Here is a 14033-nt window from a genome sequence, read left to right as displayed (position 1 = left end):
TCCTATACACCCTCTCGATTTTTCTATGAATACAATGGTTGCAACGAAACCAGAGGTCCCGGAAATTATCTGCGCGGGCAAAAAAACAGCCTCTGGGCGTTCCTGGCAATACCGTCTCTTTGACCATGCGGCTTGCGTGGCTTTACGAGAGGAAGCAGGGCTTGACGACACACTAGCCCAATTGTTGGCTATGAGGCACGTCAATCCAACAGAGGTCGGGGATTTTCTCAATCCTACTCTCAAAAAATTGCTGCCTGATCCCAGTCATTTGCATGATATGGATCGTGCCGTTAAACGCTTAATCCAAGCAATAAAATCCCAAGAGACAATCGGCATTATTGGTGATTATGATGTAGATGGTGCATGCTCAACAGCCATTTTGGTGCATTATCTAAAGCACATGCATGTTGCGTGTCATTTTATTATTCCGGATCGGATTCTTGATGGGTACGGCCCACAACCACATCTTATCGAACGCCTTCAGCATAAAGGGTGTTCGCTGATCATTACACTCGATTGTGGGAGCACCGCAACGGCGGCTTTGGCTTTCGCCCAAAAACAAAGACTGGATCTTATTGTAATTGATCACCATAGTATGCAAGAGATCCCCGATACTTTTGCGCTTGTAAACCCCAATAGGCCCGACCAAACATCAAACCTCACAAATCTGTGTGCCGCAGGAGTTGTTTTTATCTATCTGGTAGGTGTTAATCGTGCCCTGCGCCAACAGGGGTATTGGAACCAGGCGCCTGAAGGAGACCTTCGGGATTACCTTGATCTTGTTGCACTTGCCACTGTTTGTGATGTGATGCCTCTTACAGGGCTTAATCGTGCTTTTGTAAAGTGGGGGCTTGATAAATTACGCCACCCTCGACCAGGCATACAGACACTTATGGCAGTTATCGGAATAAAAGAAATCACAAATGCCTACCACCTTGGGTTTGTTATTGGTCCTCACATCAATGCCGGAGGACGTGTAGGATCCCCAGATATCGGCACAAAACTTCTCTTGAGCGACCATAAGGATGAGGGACGTTTGTTGGCAGAGAAACTGAAGGATTGTAATAACGAGCGCCGTGATTTAGAGAAGAAAGCTATCAGCCACGCGAGCCACCTCGCAAAAGATCTTGTGTCACAAAACGTGCGTTTTTTGGTTATTCATCAATCAGATTGGCACCCGGGCATTATTGGCATTGTAGCCGGCCGCATCAAAGATATGTTCCACAGACCCGTAGCAATTTTGTGCGGAAGTGGCGATTCTGTCAAAGGTTCCGTTCGGTCTATTCCCGGCATTCATGCGGGAAACATCATGCAAAATCTAGTGAACAGTGGGACTCTTATTCAAGGGGGAGGGCACGCAATGGCTGCTGGTCTTACAGTACATGAAGAGAATATTCACGCACTCCAAAGCCGGGCCAATATGGCAGTATCAATCAATGCTGTCAGTCATCCCCATACTGATGTCGATATGATTCTCTCACCCAGCGGAGCAACGGTACATTTGATTAAAAACTTTAATACCCTTGCTCCGTATGGAAACGGCAACCCCACACCCACATGTATCATCACACATGCAATCATTGAGCATATTCGTGATATAAAAGGCGAACACATAGGTCTAACACTCAGTGATGCAGCTGGCGGACGTTTAGATGGGATCGCTTTTCGGACATCCCAAAGCATTTTAGGGGATATGATCCATATGAATAAGGGAAAGCCTTGTCACTTTTTGGGAACACTTAGCCTTAATGCGTGGAACGGAAATGAGCGCCCCCAACTCATTATATCGGACGTATGTGAAGCAAATCCCTAGCCCTTAAAAGCATGCGTATTGCCAAACGTTAGTAAATGCAGACGAACCATATAACTGGTTCCTGAACTGGTATAAATGGTGCCAGAAAAATTGTCACGCTGAATACTAAACTCCATTTTTAGGCACTCATTTTCATAAGCAACACGGGCAAAACGCTTGAGGATAAATTTAGGGTTTGATAGATTCCGGGTGAAACCAACCTCTGAAGACCAATGCTTGAGAAACTGGGATGAGACAGAGCTTGTAATCTGGTGCTGACCATGTTCATCCGTAGGATTTCTATCCTTACGAATAAATATAAGCGTGGTGTGCAATTTTAGCATGGAGGGTCCAACGCCTGCTGTAAATTCATGGCGGCGCACAGCAAACTTATCCTGGGTAAAGCGTCCTCGATAGTAAGCATCAACATATTCATGGGGATTTGTATACATACGCGTCACATAATCTGTGCGTCGTTTTGAGGCACCAATGGGTCTTTCGGAATCGTTAGGATACGCAAAGCTATAACTTTGCCCCAGATAAATAGTTGTTGGACGTAAGCCTGCGTTATACAGAGCCCATTTAATACCATAGTTCACACGACTGCCGAGATCTACTTTATCGATCCCACCAAAGCGATTGGTGTGGTGATGATTGATATCCGTCACTTCACGGATACGACTGTCGTCATTAGGAAATTTGTTGTTCCAATTTTTTTTGGGCTTTTCAATTACACTGATCATTGGTGTAATTATAAGTGGCTTTGAAAAACCATGCGTTAGTAGCGGTAATTTCCAATGAAGAGCAGCATGGGGAACAGCCCGGGTTAGGTTGCGACGGTTCATAACAGGCGATGTTTTTACATCAGTTGCTGCGTTGTCAGGACGATAAACATAGCCATCCGTACGCACGCCAAGAATAAGTTTATACTCGTCCCCCAGGCGGCTTTGGTAAGGAAGATTCCATTGGGTCAAAGCATGAATGCGGTGCACAGACTCCCCGCGTGAGCGGCTTAAACCTAATACACTGCCATCAATACTCCAATAACTGTTCGCCCACTGTGGGGCTGTTTGATAGTTCACATCAATAGAAGGTAGGATTAAAGGCATGGAATGTGCATTATCATTCTCAAGGAGCGGTTGGAATGTAATGGCTTCTGCATGGATATAAGTGCGCTTGTAAAAACCTTCGGCGTTTACTTGGGATGTCAAATATGACGCGCGCGAAAGCCCCTCAATGGGGTACAGACGGGCGTAACTACGATTTGATGTGCGTTTGATAGAAACTCTACCGCGCCAATTTTCATTGATATCCATGGCGTATGTCGTATCAATATGGCCACGCATCCCTCCTTTTTCACGTGGACGATTTTTATGTGTAACCCCTGCGCTTCCTCCTAAAGAAAGGATGGAGTTATGGAAGCGTTGACGGTAGCGGACATTCATAATTTGTGACTGTGTGCCTATCGCTGGCGTAAGCAAGAAGTCTTTATTTGTTCCTAGGGCAATATAGTAGGGTGTTTCCACAACATGGCCAAAACTTCCTCCGCGTATCGTGGGCGTTAAAAGACCCGAGCGACGCTCTACAGAGGGATCCGGGTGAGAAAAATAGGGAATATACATCACAGGGACACCCCCTACCTCAAAGGTGGCATCTGAATAAGAGAGGTCTTTTTTCTCCATATCCCAATGAACATTACGTGCACGCAACTGCCACAAAGGTTGGGATAAAGGATCCTTGCGGCAAAACATACACGGCGTATAACGGACAAAGTTCATGTTTGCGGCTTTGGGTTGTTGAAAATTTCCCTCCAAAGCAGTCAGTTTTGTATGCGCATCCAAAAGAGCACGAATACGAAAAATATATCCCTTTTTCAGATCCTCTGTTAGGACTGCTTGGTCCACAAAAAGGGTATGGCCCTCAGCGTTTTCAATTTGCACATTTCCTGTTGCTGTTACTTTATCATACTCTTTTTCGTAAATAACTTTATCGGCACGCACAAGCATGCCTTTGTGTGAAAGAATAACATCTCCGTTTGCCTCTATCTGGGTCGGGGTTTCTTTCACAAGGATACTGTCCGCACGAAAAACAAATGCAGGACTGTGCATTTGCTTTGCAGCACTTGTACACGAAATAATTACTCCAAGAGAAATTATCAAACGTAATGTTTCCCATACATGCTGCATTGTGTACATCTAGCCTTCCTCTTTGTGAATCAACATACCCAAGGGTAAGAACAAACTTACACCCACCGGTATCCAGGCACTTGCTTGTATTGGTAGCACCCCCGATAACCCCATCGCCAGAGATATTTCCCGAAATGTAAAAAGAAAAAAACCGGCGCCAAGCGTCAAAAGACTTTTCGTCATCACACCACCCTCTCGCAAGGGATGCATTAGGAAAATACCGCCAGCTAAAATCATTCCCAGCATCCAAAAAACGCGGGCCAAGCTTGCATGCCAATAAAGTGAATAGGCATCCACAATGATGCCTGATTTTTCAAGCAGGTGGATGATTTTTGGAATTTGCCAAAAAGAAAGCAGCTTGGGATTAAGGTAGCGCTCTTCAATGTCTTTTTGCTGAAGCTTTGATTGCACACTGATTGTCTCAACATAATAGGGAGGGGAGGCCGGAGATACGATCCACGCTTTTGCAAGATTTAGTGCTCCATAACCATCAAGCTGTCCGAGTTCTGCATCAATGCGCTTATGAAGAGTGACCCCTGCGCGATCAAAGAAAAGAACAGATATTCCCCGCAAAACGCCAGTTTTTCGATTAATGCTAGCAATGCGGTAAATGCGTGAATTATTCTCCTCGATAAGCCGTGTCCAAATACCATTCTCAGAAGCCAAAAACTGTTGATCGCCATGCTGAAGATGTCGCGCTTCAAGAAACTCAAACCGCTTCACCATAAACCGTGATAATGAATTTAACAGCACAAGATCCACTGCACCAATAACAATGCCTACCAACAGAAACGGAAGCATGATTTGGCGAAACGAACCCCCAATTGCTTTGATAATCACAAGCTCATTACGACGATTGAGCGACCACAAACACACCATGGTGGCAACTAACATCACTATCGGAGCAACCTGCTCAAATAAATAGGGGACTCGCAATAGCCCCATCTTAATTACAAGCAAGGTGCTTATATGAGGCAACAGAACCGCCCGACGAAAGATACTCATCACATCTACAAGAAAAATAAGCGTTGCAAAAGCAGTTCCGATTACACAGAACCACCGAATAAAATTCATCATTAAATACGAAGAAATTCTCCATGACACTTTCATCATGTGTGCCACCACCTACGAAGAGAGGCAGGGGGCTTTGCCAAAACAGAAAGTGTACCCAGAAAAAGTGTTCCCAGAAAAATATAGCCGACCACATTCAGCCATATTGCCCGCTTTGCAAGTCCGAAAATCCCCATTAGTAACAGTTGCGTTGTTACACTAAGGATCACGCCAATAAAGGCTTTTTCATAACGCTGGCTACGGCGCGAAGACCCAAGAAGCATACTTAACGATCCAAAAATTCCAAAAAGGAGAATCAGGGTGGGCGTTAGAAGGCGCTTGTGGAACTCAGCATAGGCTTGATTAAGGGTAAAATATGCATGGAGGTGGGGGGGGTAGGTATACAAATCTTTCATTGTTTGGCCATGAACACTTACCTTCATAGAGCCTGAACTTTCCGATTTTTCGTTCAGCACAACATCGTATTGCTCAAACATAAGAAGGGTTGGCTGAAGCGTGTCAGGATTTCTTTCATGTCGCACACCCTTGTACAAGGTCATGTGTAGACGGTTATTTTTACGGAAAAAAATACCTTCGCGCGCCGTGATTGTAGATCCCCCTTTACGCATATCATGGATCAAGAGCCCTTCAAGAATTTTTCCTTTTTGTGCTTTGCGAACATAAACTGTCAGATTATCAAAGTTAAGAAACTGCCGATCTTGAATATAAAAATTGGGAGTTGTGTTGCGAATTTTGTGCAGTGTCTTCACAAATAGTTGATTCGTTTTGGGCACAACAACCATAGTGAGCAGGGCTGTTATAATCACCAACAATCCCCCCGCAAGAAGAACCGGACGCGTGATGTCAAGATTGCTGTTTCCCACGGCCCGCAAAACAACCAGCTCATTATCTCCTTCCATGCGATAAAAAACAAAAAGTGTCCCGAGTAAAAACCCAAAAGGCAACACAACCGTCATAATCTCCGGTAAGATGAGTACAGAAAGCTTTAAAAGAGTAGCAATTGGAAAGCCCTTTTGCACGATGACCTCAGTGAATCGCAAAGTTTGGGTCATCCACACTGTTATTGTTACAACCGATATAATGACACATGTCGTAAAAAAAAGTTGCTTGAAGATGTATCGCGTACTAATAAACATACAGGGCTATAATTTCGTTAAATCAAACAGGACAGGGTCAAAAACGTATGAAGAACACATTGCCTCGCATTTTGTATCGCTATTTCGGGATCTTTGCAATTTTTTTCACTGCCTCCTTTGGAATTATAGCTGCTGATCACGAAGTAATCGCCACTGTTAATGATCTACCAATTTCCAACTTTGATCTTACACACAAAACAAAGTTATTACTCCTTTTTACAGGGCAACCGGATACACTTGAGGCCCGTGAAGCACATAAAAAACAAGCGCTTCAGCTATTAGTCCGTGAAATGCTGCAAATTGGCTATGTAGAAAAACTAGGTGTTAAATTTTCAGATAAAGAGTTTGATGATGCGCTGGCACGACTTGAGCACATGAATAACAAGGAACCAGGTTTTTTTAAAAAACTTATTGCTGAAAAGGGCATTAGCCTGAAAATTCTGCGTCTCAATGTTCTAGCCAACTATGCGTGGCAAATGCTAATTTCTGAGCGCTTTGCAAACTTTATCACTGTTTCCAATGCCGAAATTGATGCGCGTCTCGCTCTTGTAAAAAAACAACAATCGACTCCTCATGTTCACTTTTATGAGATTGTATTGCCTTTTGATTCCGAGGCATCTCGCAGGGATGCAGAGCAAACAGGTTATGAGGTCCTCCAACACCTGGACAATGGTGCTGATTTTCGCGCTCTAGCCCAACAAGTATCCCAAAGTGGGACAGCCTCCGTTGGGGGTGATGTGGGATGGGTTGCTCTTCATGAACTTGATCCACCGATTCAGCATCTTGCCAAAAATCTGAGCATTGGGAAAACATCATCATTGACGCCCCTACCCCGCTCTTATCATATTATCATGATGAAAGATAAAAAAGATACTGCCCCAGCTGTTGAGCCAGAAACCTTTTATTCCTATGTTGAGGCCTTCATTCCCAACCCCAAGAATGGGGATGAGGGTGAAAAAAACAGACTGCGGATTAGGATTCCTACCATTCACAAAAATGCAAAGTCCGAAAAAACGCTTCGCAGTCTTTTGAAGGGCATTAAAAATACCCAAATAAAGTCTCATGATCACATAACATCCCAGCAAATCGCCCCACAAATGCTCGCTTCTTTTCGGAAAATGTCTCCTGGAGAAACGCTGCCGCTCTCTGTTCGGCCTGAGGGGTGGTATATTACTGTTTTGGTGGATAAAAAAGAGTACACAGGTGAAGAGCTTATTAAGCAGCAAATCAAAATGCATATGCGCGCTGACCGTATCGCCAAAATTTCACAGCGAGAAATGAATACGCTTATGCGCCGAGCGCACACAGAGGATCGCACAAACTCCGGCATTGTCCGCTCTTCATTTACACACACAGCACTAGAGGGCTCCAAACAGTAGGTCGCGATGGTTACGTCTATGTTCCCAAGCAATGCCGTACCTGGCCTTAATGTGTCTGCTCTTCCGACACTTGAAAAAACATTAGTGCTGACCAATTTCCGTGCCAAAAAATCCTTAGGGCAGAATTTTTTGCTTGATATGAATATCACACGGCGTATTGCTCGTGCAGCCCCGCACATTGATCAGGGAACAGTTCTTGAAATTGGACCCGGTCCGGGAGGATTAACACGGGCTTTGTTCGTTGAGGGCGCTCGCCATGTTATTGCTATTGATCCAGACATGCGCGCCGCAGGAGCTTTAGGGCTTTTATCACCCCATTTGGAAGAAGGGCGCAAGCTTGAATTCTTGAATGAGGATGTTCTTAAACTTAGCCTACATACGCTTGGGGTAAATCCACGACAAGTAGTAGCGAATATTCCTTATAATCTTACCAGCCCCATCGTGATTCAGCTTTTGCGTCATATTGACGCATTCAGCTGCATCACGATTATGGTACAAAAAGAAGTTGCTGCACGCCTTATGGCGGACACGCGTACTAAAGATTATGGGCGCCTTTCGATTATTACACAATGGTGTTGTGAGGGACGGGCATTGTTTACATTACCACCTGAAGCCTTTACGCCAGCACCGAAAGTGTCCTCAACCGTCATTCAGCTTACTCCCCGAAAAAACAGGGAAACTGTTTCTTTTCAGGCCTTAGAAAAGCTCACACATTTGCTTTTCCAGCAACGGCGGAAAATGTTGCGCGGGACTTTGCGGCACCTGTCAGAAGAAGACTGGAACGTGTGTATAGACCACAACATTCAGCCTACGCAACGCCCCGAAGAGCTGAATGTACAAAAGATGTGCTGGTTGGCAAACTTTCTCGATAAATAATGCAGCATCTGCACTTCTTTGATTGAAATAAAACCGTATTCATGAAATACAATAAGTATCAATTTATACATGGATGGAATACGCATGGAAAAACAAAAAGCAGTCGACGCCGCAATTAGCCAAATTGAGCGTATGTTTGGCAAAGGATCCGTTATGCGGTTGGGGCAACGTGAAAGTATGGAGATTGCTGCCATCCCAACAGGATCTCTTGGACTTGATATCGCTCTTGGTGTCGGCGGCTTGCCTCAGGGACGTATTGTTGAGATCTATGGACCTGAAAGCTCAGGTAAGACAACTCTGACCCTTCATGTTATTGCATCGGCCCAGAAACTGGGATTTAATTGCGCTTTCGTTGACGCAGAGCATGCGCTTGATCCTGCATATGCAGCAAAACTAGGGGTTAACCTTGACGATCTCATCATTTCACAGCCTGATTTTGGTGAGCAAGCCCTGGAAATCACGGATACACTGGTGCGCTCGGGGGGTATTAACCTTGTCGTTGTCGATTCAGTAGCAGCCCTTGTTCCCAAAGCCGAACTTGAGGGGGATATGGGAGACGCACACATGGGGCTTCAGGCGCGGTTAATGAGCCAAGCACTGCGCAAACTAACAGCCTCTGTATCTCGAGGAAACTGCATGGTAATCTTCATCAATCAAATTCGTCAAAAAATTGGAGTGATGTTTGGAAATCCCGAAACAACAACGGGGGGTAATGCCCTGAAGTTTTATGCCTCTGTACGTATTGATATACGACGCATTGGAGCCATCAAAGACAAAGAGGAAGTTGTTGGGAATCAAACACGCTGCAAGGTTGTAAAGAACAAGGTTGCACCACCCTTCAAGGTTGTTGAGTTTGATATTATGTACGGCAAAGGAATTTCCCAATCTGGTGAAGTTTTGGACCTTGCTGTGAAAGCGTCAATCGTCGAAAAAGCGGGATCCTGGTACTCCTACAAAACAGAACGTATTGGCCAAGGACGGGAAAATGCCAAAAAGTTTCTTGAAGATCACCACGACTTAATGAGTGAAATTGAAAAAGCAATCCGGCTGAATGCAGGACAACTTTCTGAGGTCATGATGACTGGTGAAGATGCCACCGAGAACAGTGTAGATGACGACACATCAACGGCAGCATAACGCTATAACCCTATTGTTTATCTCAGGATATTGAATTTCTTCTGATTTTTCTCAGAACGGGGATACTTCCTTTGTTTTCTTTAAGGTTTTCTCTTCCTTTGTATGAGGGTCTGAAAATGGGATTTATCTACTATATTCACTAGAGTATACGTGACGTCTGTAACGCTTTCTTTAACTACTGCTTAAGGGTTTTTCAGACTCGTTTATTGTGACAGATTCATCGGATAGGATACCCAAGCCTCTTTCAAGCGCTTTGTACGCCTTATTTTAAACCTCACGTTTCTATTAAGGGGGCGAGATTTCTAAGAGCGCGCTTCCACCACACTGGGGGCTGGACCAAGCTCCACAGGCTCAAGACCAGAGTCCAAGGAAGCATCCGTGTGGGATGGTTTTCTTGATGTGTTTGTAGAATCCTGGTCAACGTCTGTACGCTCTGTTTGTTTTGTAAGAGAGTCTGTATCGCGCACCCGCACATACGAAACTACTTTTTGTACGCCCTTTGATTTGCGCGCAATAGCAATAACGTCATCGAGTTCCTTTTGGTGGCGAGCGATCCCCATGATGTATACGATACCCTCACATGTTTTTACGGTGTAATTCACAGACTGTATCTGGGAATCCGTCAGCATTGATGTCGATATCTTTGAGGTAATCCAGGAATCACCCACATAGCCACTTGTTTTGGGTGGGGCTTCTCCTACTGCGATGCGGTCAATAGCTTCTACAACACCAGAAACTGTCCAGGTTAGGCGTATGGCCTCTTTTTTCATTGCTTCTGTTTCCACACGCCCCGTAAGTAGAACACGCCCTTCCCGCACGGTCACACTAAGGCGACTGAGTAACTTGGGTTGATTTTTCGCCCATGTTGCATTCACACCTGAGCGCAAAGCGGCATCGGAAATTGTTCCGGTGATTCCACGTTCCTCTACCAAGGTTGTGGTTACAAACATTCCCGCTGCCCCAACAGCAACAGGGACACATCCCCCCAAAGCAAAAAGGGCTGTTAAAAGAGTAGCCACACACAATTTTGTCAACAACAGCAAAAGTCCTTCTTATATATGTGTATGGTTATGGCGTATTTTCTTCCATTTGTGAAGTGTTTCTGTAGTGTACCCAGAACCCCAACCCCCAACACATATACTCATCCACACGCATATCTTTCAAACCTAACACATAGTGGTGGGCACGAAAGTAGTTTGCAGCACGCGCAATGCGTCGCCGTTGGTGATCTGTAAGAGCACACAGGGCATCCTGACGTTGCCAGCGATATTTGACCTCAATAAAAACGAGGGTGCGCCCATGTATGTAAATCAAATCAATTTCTCCGTAGGGTGATCGATAGCGATGCGCTACAGGGATATACCCTTTAATGCGCACAACAATTCGAACCCACCACTCAACAATATAGCCCTTCGTATGATTACTAAGCATGATAGAACAAACACTGTATCGGTGTTGTTTTTCCTCTCAGTCTTGCAAGAAAATAGAGAGACATTAAGAAGTGACGTTTTTTAGTTTTAATGCCCGCATGTATATTTCTTGGCGGGGACGGGCAAACATTTCAGCAACAAGACGTGAGGCATCCTTGACAGAGTGTTTCTCCAAAATAGTCACAAGTGTTGCATCAATCGTCTCTGGTGTGGTTTCCTTATCAGGACATCCCGCAACAATCAGGACAATCTCCCCCTTCAACGTCATAGTGGATAGGCCTATAGATACATCATCCAAAGACCCACGAACAACCTCTTCAAACCGCTTCGTCAGTTCACGCGCAACACACACCTGACGAGACCCAAAGCAGGCGTGCATATCACTCAAAACAGCACCTAAGCGAAGAGGGGTTTCATAAAAAATGAGGGTTTCTGATACACACGAGAGTGCTTTGAGTTTGAGGCAACGCTGGTTAGAAGTGGTCGGTAAAAATCCACAAAAACGAAACGCATCGGTTGCCATCCCACTCACGGTAAGACCAGCAATAGCGGCACAGGGTCCCGGAAAGGAAAAAACACAGAGATTTTCATGGATAACAGCTGATACTAATTTGCACCCAGGGTCACTAATAAGAGGTGTTCCAGCGTCACTCACAAGTCCAACAGAGGCCCCTTGTGTGATCTGTTGGATAATGAGAGGGCGCACTTTAGCCCCATTATGGTCATGATAGTTAAGCAACTTGCGCCTAATACCATAAGCCCCCAGGAGCGTTTGAGTCACACGTGTGTCCTCAGAGTAAATATAATCAAGGTTCTGCAACGCGTGGAGGGTGCGCAGTGTAATATCACCCAAATTACCAATAGGTGTAGCCAGCACATACAATCCTGGCGTCAAAACTTCATTTGTAATACTTGCAGGTAAAGCAATCACTTCACTAAAAAATTTCGTGTGTCTCTATGCGTTAGCTCGAAATACACACAAAGTCAAACACCAAGACCACACCTAGGATTGTTCATGGGGTGCAAATAACATTTTTATAAATAATTAACATTTACATATTAATATATTTTTATATTAATAATTTTATAAAAAATGAAAAGAATTTATGAAACTTTTGTATTATTTGCATCATTACTACCTTCTTTATATGCATCAGAATCCTCCATGGAACGACCCAGTATTCGTGCAGCTGTAAAAACATGTGAACACTTAGTGTCTGATCACTGCAAAAGGCATACATGCCGTGAGTATTGTAGTGCCACTTACGCCAATACCCACCGAAACAAAATTGAGCAAATAGCCTCCTGTCTCGAAAGCTGCCCCTATGCCTGTAGCGCTATGGGACATGCGAAGGACCCCTATGCGAACAGACAGTCTAATTTTGATGTCCTTGAAGCACAAACAAGGGAAGTAACAATGCGGTGCATTGCAGAACTTAGGGATCCAGACGGTACAGTTTCGGGACGCCCCACTGGTCACTGGAAAGATGCCCTCACGCCCCGCTATAGAGAGCTTTTACGGGGTGCTGGAATGTTAAGAGCTGAGCGAGAAGCAGCCAATGAGGGTTCATATAGTTCCCACACAGGAATTGGTACAGGCCGTGGACCAGCACCCGCGGCACTGGCTCCGGCACCATCAGGATTTCGCATGCAACAAGCCGAATTAGACACCGCACGGGCCAGATTACGCTCTACCGGACGACGGTTACAGTAAGCACAGAAAGATTGTTCTAATACAAAACCCATCTGTTTGCAGGTGGGTTTTTTGTTAGACAGAGTTTCTTGTTTATGCGCGAGCCTGTTTCAGGTATAACCAACACGTACACATTTAGACACAGAAAGTAAGACGAATGTTTTGGATACGCAGTTTTGGAATGGCACTCGTTTTGTTTGTGGCAGGTTGTCAAACAACGGTTGTCATTGATCCGAAAAATCAGGAAATTAAGCAACCTCGGAAATTCCTTGATTTACTGCCTCTCAATACACAAGCGCCCAAACCCCGGGAAACAAAATACACAATTGGGGTATTAATGCCTTTTTCTGGAAAAGACAAGAAACTAGGAGAGGGATTTTATAATGCAGCAAAACTAGCTCTTTTCAGTCACACCGATCACGACATCGGGCTTATGCCTCTTGATACAAAAGGAACACCTGAAGGAGCCGAAGAGGCAATGGAGCGGGCTATAGCTGGAAAAGTAGATGCTATTATTGGCCCTATTCGTGCCAATGAAGTGCGTGCCATCCACTACAAAGCACGCCATAATCGGATTCCTGTTATTGCCTTTACCAATGACCTTCGCGCCCAAGCATCAGGGATACTTATTTTTGGATTTGATGTCCAAGAACAAGTGATGCGGGTTTTCTCCTATGCACACCAACAAGGACTTGCTTCAGTAGCTGCAATTTTACCCCAAAATGAGTATGGTTTACGCAATCAAGAGGCTCTCGAACGAGCAAAGCATAACGGTCTTATTAAAAATATTGACTTTTATTTTTACGCACCGCGCGGGCAAAAGTTCATTGAAGATCTGTCCTATCTCAAGGGTAAGTCTTACGATTCTCTTTACATTCCTGAAGGTGGTGGAAATCTGAAAACAATTATTTCTAGTCTTTTGTATCATCAAGTTGATATACACACCATGCGTTTAGTGGGCTCTGGTCAGTGGTTGGATGATGACATCAAGTTGATGCAAACCCTTCAAAAAAGTTGGTTTACAGCGCCACTTGAACAAGGCTTTAGTTATTTTCAAAATTTGTACTACCGCCAATACAAACACAATCCACTGCGTATTTACACGCTGGCTTTTGATGCTGTTCAAGTGCTTGCGCAACTCTCTCAAAAACATGCGCAAGATCCTTTTAACCTTAATCACATCACCAGCAAACAAGGCTTTATGGGTATTGATGGGCTCTTTCGCTTTACCGCAGATGGCGACACAGAGCGAGGACTTGCCGTATACAGCCTCATCGGTAAGGAGTTTAAAGTGCTGTCACCCGCACCCAAGTCTTTCTTGTAGCCAGGAAAA

At 44.7% G+C, this 14033-nt stretch carries 12 protein-coding genes; 6 read left to right on the top strand and 6 right to left on the bottom strand.

Annotated features, from left to right (window positions below; genetic code table 11):
• The first annotated feature begins 25 nt into the window (after window positions 1-25).
• Window positions 26-1813: a single-stranded-DNA-specific exonuclease RecJ gene (gene recJ / locus H6849_02125; GenBank protein USO01818.1), complete on the top strand. Its 1788-nt coding sequence runs from the start codon at window positions 26-28 to the stop codon at window positions 1811-1813.
• On the opposite strand, the gene H6849_02120 is transcribed toward recJ, so the two are convergent.
• From H6849_02120 to H6849_02110, 3 genes are read right to left on the bottom strand one after another with little or no spacing between them, the layout of a single operon-like run.
• A complete protein-coding gene (locus tag H6849_02120; protein USO01817.1) occupies window positions 1810-3987 on the bottom strand; it encodes an LPS-assembly protein LptD in 2178 nt (725 codons plus the stop codon). The genes recJ and H6849_02120 overlap by 4 nt on opposite strands.
• On the bottom strand, window positions 3988-5055 hold the full coding sequence (locus H6849_02115; GenBank protein USO01816.1) for an LptF/LptG family permease: 1068 nt from the start codon (window positions 5053-5055) through the stop codon (window positions 3988-3990). It lies immediately after the preceding gene.
• A 32-nt stretch (window positions 5056-5087) separates the two neighbouring features.
• Window positions 5088-6185 (bottom strand): LptF/LptG family permease, encoded by a 1098-nt coding sequence (locus H6849_02110; protein ID USO01815.1) that lies wholly within the window; start codon window positions 6183-6185, stop codon window positions 5088-5090.
• A 47-nt stretch (window positions 6186-6232) separates the two neighbouring features.
• On the opposite strand from H6849_02110, the gene H6849_02105 reads away from it, so the two are divergent.
• From H6849_02105 to recA, 3 genes are all read left to right on the top strand, one after another.
• Window positions 6233-7564: a peptidylprolyl isomerase gene (locus H6849_02105; protein USO01814.1), complete on the top strand. Its 1332-nt coding sequence runs from the start codon at window positions 6233-6235 to the stop codon at window positions 7562-7564.
• Window positions 7565-7570: 6 nt separating this feature from the next.
• Window positions 7571-8440 carry a ribosomal RNA small subunit methyltransferase A gene (gene rsmA / locus H6849_02100; protein USO01813.1) on the top strand — a complete coding sequence of 290 codons (870 nt, stop codon included), beginning with the start codon at window positions 7571-7573 and terminating at the stop codon, window positions 8438-8440.
• Window positions 8441-8524: 84 nt separating this feature from the next.
• Window positions 8525-9577, top strand: coding sequence for a recombinase RecA (recA, locus tag H6849_02095; GenBank protein USO01812.1), 1053 nt, complete (start codon window positions 8525-8527; stop codon window positions 9575-9577).
• A 302-nt stretch (window positions 9578-9879) separates the two neighbouring features.
• On the opposite strand, the gene H6849_02090 is transcribed toward recA, so the two are convergent.
• The 3 genes from H6849_02090 to rsmI all read right to left on the bottom strand — a co-directional run bounded on the left by H6849_02090 (window position 9880) and on the right by rsmI (window position 11938).
• The gene (locus H6849_02090; GenBank protein ID USO01811.1) at window positions 9880-10611 is read right to left on the bottom strand and encodes a BON domain-containing protein; all 732 of its coding nucleotides are present in this window, start codon (window positions 10609-10611) and stop codon (window positions 9880-9882) included.
• A 34-nt stretch (window positions 10612-10645) separates the two neighbouring features.
• Window positions 10646-11008, bottom strand: coding sequence for a YraN family protein (locus H6849_02085; protein USO01810.1), 363 nt, complete (start codon window positions 11006-11008; stop codon window positions 10646-10648).
• A 63-nt stretch (window positions 11009-11071) separates the two neighbouring features.
• Window positions 11072-11938: a 16S rRNA (cytidine(1402)-2'-O)-methyltransferase gene (rsmI, locus tag H6849_02080; GenBank protein ID USO01809.1), complete on the bottom strand. Its 867-nt coding sequence runs from the start codon at window positions 11936-11938 to the stop codon at window positions 11072-11074.
• A 234-nt stretch (window positions 11939-12172) separates the two neighbouring features.
• Here rsmI and H6849_02075 point away from each other — a divergent pair, with 234 nt between their 5' ends.
• Both H6849_02075 and H6849_02070 read left to right on the top strand, forming a co-directional pair.
• Window positions 12173-12721, top strand: coding sequence for a hypothetical protein (locus H6849_02075; protein ID USO01808.1), 549 nt, complete (start codon window positions 12173-12175; stop codon window positions 12719-12721).
• Window positions 12722-12857: 136 nt separating this feature from the next.
• Window positions 12858-14024 (top strand): penicillin-binding protein activator, encoded by a 1167-nt coding sequence (locus H6849_02070; protein USO01807.1) that lies wholly within the window; start codon window positions 12858-12860, stop codon window positions 14022-14024.
• Window positions 14025-14033 lie beyond the last annotated feature (9 nt).

This window comes from Alphaproteobacteria bacterium (assembly GCA_023898725.1).
In the GTDB taxonomy this organism is placed as follows: Bacteria; Pseudomonadota; Alphaproteobacteria; order JAUHZC01; family JAUHZC01.
The sequence above is the reverse complement of the archived record's forward strand: the minus strand, read 5'-3'. Positions and strand labels throughout refer to the sequence as shown.

What these genes read in the sequence shown, in the direction of transcription:
- recJ (USO01818.1), top strand. Translation starts at nt 26, where the DNA reads ATGAATACAATGGTTGCAACGAAACCAGAGGTCCCGGAAATTATCTGC.
- H6849_02120 (USO01817.1), bottom strand. Translation starts at nt 3,987, where the DNA reads ATGTACACAATGCAGCATGTATGGGAAACATTACGTTTGATAATTTCT.
- H6849_02115 (USO01816.1), bottom strand. Translation starts at nt 5,055, where the DNA reads ATGATGAATTTTATTCGGTGGTTCTGTGTAATCGGAACTGCTTTTGCA.
- H6849_02110 (USO01815.1), bottom strand. Translation starts at nt 6,185, where the DNA reads ATGTTTATTAGTACGCGATACATCTTCAAGCAACTTTTTTTTACGACA.
- H6849_02105 (USO01814.1), top strand. Translation starts at nt 6,233, where the DNA reads ATGAAGAACACATTGCCTCGCATTTTGTATCGCTATTTCGGGATCTTT.
- rsmA (USO01813.1), top strand. Translation starts at nt 7,571, where the DNA reads ATGGTTACGTCTATGTTCCCAAGCAATGCCGTACCTGGCCTTAATGTG.
- recA (USO01812.1), top strand. Translation starts at nt 8,525, where the DNA reads ATGGAAAAACAAAAAGCAGTCGACGCCGCAATTAGCCAAATTGAGCGT.
- H6849_02085 (USO01810.1), bottom strand. Translation starts at nt 11,008, where the DNA reads ATGCTTAGTAATCATACGAAGGGCTATATTGTTGAGTGGTGGGTTCGA.
- H6849_02075 (USO01808.1), top strand. Translation starts at nt 12,173, where the DNA reads ATGGAACGACCCAGTATTCGTGCAGCTGTAAAAACATGTGAACACTTA.
- H6849_02070 (USO01807.1), top strand. Translation starts at nt 12,858, where the DNA reads ATGTTTTGGATACGCAGTTTTGGAATGGCACTCGTTTTGTTTGTGGCA.